Origin of the sequence: Microbacterium sp. UBA3394 (assembly GCF_002358725.1) — a bacterium.
In the GTDB taxonomy this organism is placed as follows: domain Bacteria; phylum Actinomycetota; class Actinomycetes; order Actinomycetales; family Microbacteriaceae; genus Microbacterium; species Microbacterium luteum.
This window is the reverse complement of record NZ_DEPK01000060.1, coordinates 1-2,881: the sequence shown is the minus strand read 5'-3', so window position 1 is coordinate 2,881 and position 2,881 is coordinate 1. Positions and strand designations below refer to the sequence as shown.

2 protein-coding genes and 1 pseudogene are annotated in these 2,881 nt (G+C 72.0%); 1 reads left to right on the top strand and 2 read right to left on the bottom strand.

Annotated elements, in window-relative coordinates; all coding sequences use genetic code 11:
• A pseudogene (locus tag B4E30_RS03395) lies at positions 1–216 on the bottom strand (hypothetical protein); the annotation flags it as partial.
• 109 nt (positions 217–325) lie between these two features.
• Between B4E30_RS03395 and B4E30_RS03390 the strand changes: the two are divergent.
• Positions 326–1,351: a glycosyltransferase family 2 protein gene (locus B4E30_RS03390; RefSeq protein WP_286793493.1), complete on the top strand. Its 1,026-nt coding sequence runs from the start codon at positions 326–328 to the stop codon at positions 1,349–1,351.
• 29 nt (positions 1,352–1,380) lie between these two features.
• Here the strand turns inward: B4E30_RS03390 and B4E30_RS03385 are convergent.
• A partial coding sequence (locus B4E30_RS03385) for a CDP-glycerol glycerophosphotransferase family protein (RefSeq protein ID WP_414683181.1) occupies positions 1,381–2,881 on the bottom strand: 1,501 nt, incomplete at its 5' end.

The following is a 2,881-nucleotide window of genomic DNA, read 5'->3' as shown; positions in this document are numbered from 1 at the left end:
CCACGTCGCGGCCAGGTCGGCCAGTGGCTTGTACCACTGGCGCATCTGATACATGTTCACGTCACCGTCTGCGAAGTAGACGGCCACGCGGTAGTGGTGGGGAGGATGCGGCGCAGACGCCGCCACCCGCCGACGCACGTCGCGCACGGCGCGCCGCTGGGCGACGGCCTTGCGGAGGAGAGCGATCGCCTTGCGCGCGTCCGTCACCACACTCACTCCTCCAGCCTACCCAGGCGGCGCATGACATGATCGTCGGGTGCATGTCCACCGGCCCGGGCGCGAGGATGCGCCGGAGGTGTCCGACACCGGCGGCGTGACCTTCGTCATGCCGGTCCTCAACGAGCGCGCCTACCTGCGGCGGGCGGTCGACTCGGTGCTGGCACAGGAGATCCCCGGCCCCTTAGAGCTCATCCTGGCCCTCGCCCCGTCCTCCGACGGGACCGAGCAGGTCGCGGCGGAGCTTGCGGCGGATGATCCGCGGGTGCGCATCGTGCACAATCCCGACGCCGACATCCCCGTGGGCCTGAATCTCGCGATCCGGGCCGGCTCCCACCCGATCATCGTTCGCGTCGACGCGCATTCGGAGCTGGAGCCGGGATACACCGTGCGGGCGCTCGCGACCCTCCGGCGGGTCGGTGCCGCCAATGTCGGCGGGGTCATGCGCGCGGACGGGCGCACGCCGTTCCAGCGCGCCGTCGCGCGTGCGTACAACTCCCCCATCGGCCTCGGCGGCGGTGCGTATCACGGCGGAGCCCGGGAGGGCGAGGCGGAGTCCGCCTACCTCGGGGTCATGCGTCGCGACGTGCTCGAGGAGGTCGGCCTGTTCGACGAGTCCATCCGCCGCGGCGAGGACTGGGAGCTGAACCTCCGCATCCGGCGCGCCGGCCACCGCGTCTGGTTCGACCCGGAACTGGCCGTGACGTACTGGCCGCGCGACAGCTGGCCGCGGCTGGTGCGTCAGTTCTTCGCGACCGGTCGCTGGCGCGGTGAGCTCGTGCGTCGTTACGGGCGGACCAATTCGCTGCGCTTCTTCGCACCGCCCGCCCTGGTGGCCACGCTGGCGGGCGCTGTCCTCGTCGGTGTGCTGCAGCTCACGCGCGTCCTCACCGGCATCTGGGCCTGGATCGCGGCGGTCGTGTACCTGCCCGTGCTCGCGTACGCGGGACTCATCGCCGTCGTCGCCGCCGGTCGCGGCGGTGGCGTCGGCTGGCGGGACAAGCTGTGGACCCTCGCGGTGATCCCCACGATGCACCTCGCGTGGGGTGCGGGGTTCCTCGTCGGCACGGCGCGCGGCGCCGACGACACGGTCGACACCTCGCGGCTCGGCGGGCGCAACACGCCTCTTCCCTGATCCGGTGCCTCTTCCCTGATCCGGGTGCCTCACGCGACCTCGACGAACCCCTGGTCGAGGATGCGGTCGACCACGCGCTCGGCCGCATGGCCGTCGTCCCGGGCGTTGAACGTCTGCTGCCACACCGCGTAGCGCTCGGCGAACTCCTGGACGTCGTCGCGCAGCAGGGCGGCGACCAGGTCGTCCTGTGACCGTACGAGCGGGCCGGGCGCGCGCTCGGCCAGGTCGAAGTAGAAGCCGCGCAGCTCGCCGCGATATCGCTCGAGGTCGGGCACGAGGAAATACATGGGCTTTCCCGTCACGCTGAAGTCGAACATGACGGAGGAGTAGTCGGTGATGAGCGCGTCCGCCGCTGACAGCAGCCCGGAGGTGTCCGGGTATCCCGTCACGTCGATCACACGCGGGCCCTCCGCGTCGCGCCCCGGCTGAAGCGTGCGGGAGTGTCCGCGCACGAGCACGACCGCGTCGGTGTCGGCGGCGAGCGCGACGGGATCGACGAAGTCGACGATCTCGCGGCGGTCGTCGCGCCAGGTGGGCGCGTAGAGGAGCACTCGCTCCTCGGCACCGATCCCGAGAGCGGCGCGCGTGCGGCCGTCGTCCCCGTGCACGAGGACGTCGTTGCGCGGGTACCCCTCCACCCAGAGCGGACGGGTGAGGAAGGCGTAGGCCTTGCCGAGCACCTTCGCGGCGTAGGGGTTCTGGGCGAGCAGCACGTTCCAGCGCCGCGACTCCTTGAACACCGCCGCCATCCGCCGCGGATCGAAGCCCGGGCGGTGCAGCGCGAGGCGCTTCAACGGCGTGCCGTGCCAGGTCTGCAGCACGACCTGGCCGCGCTCGCGCACGAATCGGCGGCGCAGCCAGTCGTTGATCACGAGCAGCCGGCTGTGCCCGCGGGCGCGCCACCACTCGGGACTGCCCTCGACGACCGGGATGGCGCCGTCCGGCACGCGCACCGACAGATCGACGACGCTCCAGTAGCGAGTGACACCGGGCGCTCGGCGAGCGAGCTCACGATCGATGGCGAGCGGATTGCAGCCGGCGTTGCGGCCGTAGAAGCTCTCGAAGAACACCGCGTTCTCCAGGCCTCCCGGGCGCGTCGCGTACCGGCGCTCGAGCGCGTCCTGCCCTTCACCGGAGTCGTACGCCGGATCGATCGGCGGGCCCACGGTCACGATGTCCTGCACGAGCTGCGCGCGAAGACCGCCGAGCTGCGTGACCGGGAGGTCTTCGAGCGGCGTCCGCTCCTGGCGCGACTCGGGCTCCGCGGACGTGATCGTCAGGCGGTACTCGCCGGAGGGAAGCGGGAGATCCGGGCCGCCCCACCGTGCGGCGGTGAGCGGCACGACGGCGCGCCACGTCGTGCCGCGGCCGGTGAGCCGCGCGCTCGTGCGGGCGCGACTGCCCACGAGATCGACGGAGCGCGGGCGCGCTCCCGTCCCCGTCAGCACGAGAGCGGGACGCTCGCCGGTGTCGAAGCGGGCCTGGGTCATCGGGGTCCTTTTCTCGATCCGGAAGGCGGCTCGTCGGCGA

Bases quoted from the DNA above. Each gene is read 5' to 3' on its own strand.
- B4E30_RS03390 (WP_286793493.1), top strand. From the start codon at position 326: ATGCCGGTCCTCAACGAGCGCGCCTACCTGCGGCGGGCGGTCGACTCG.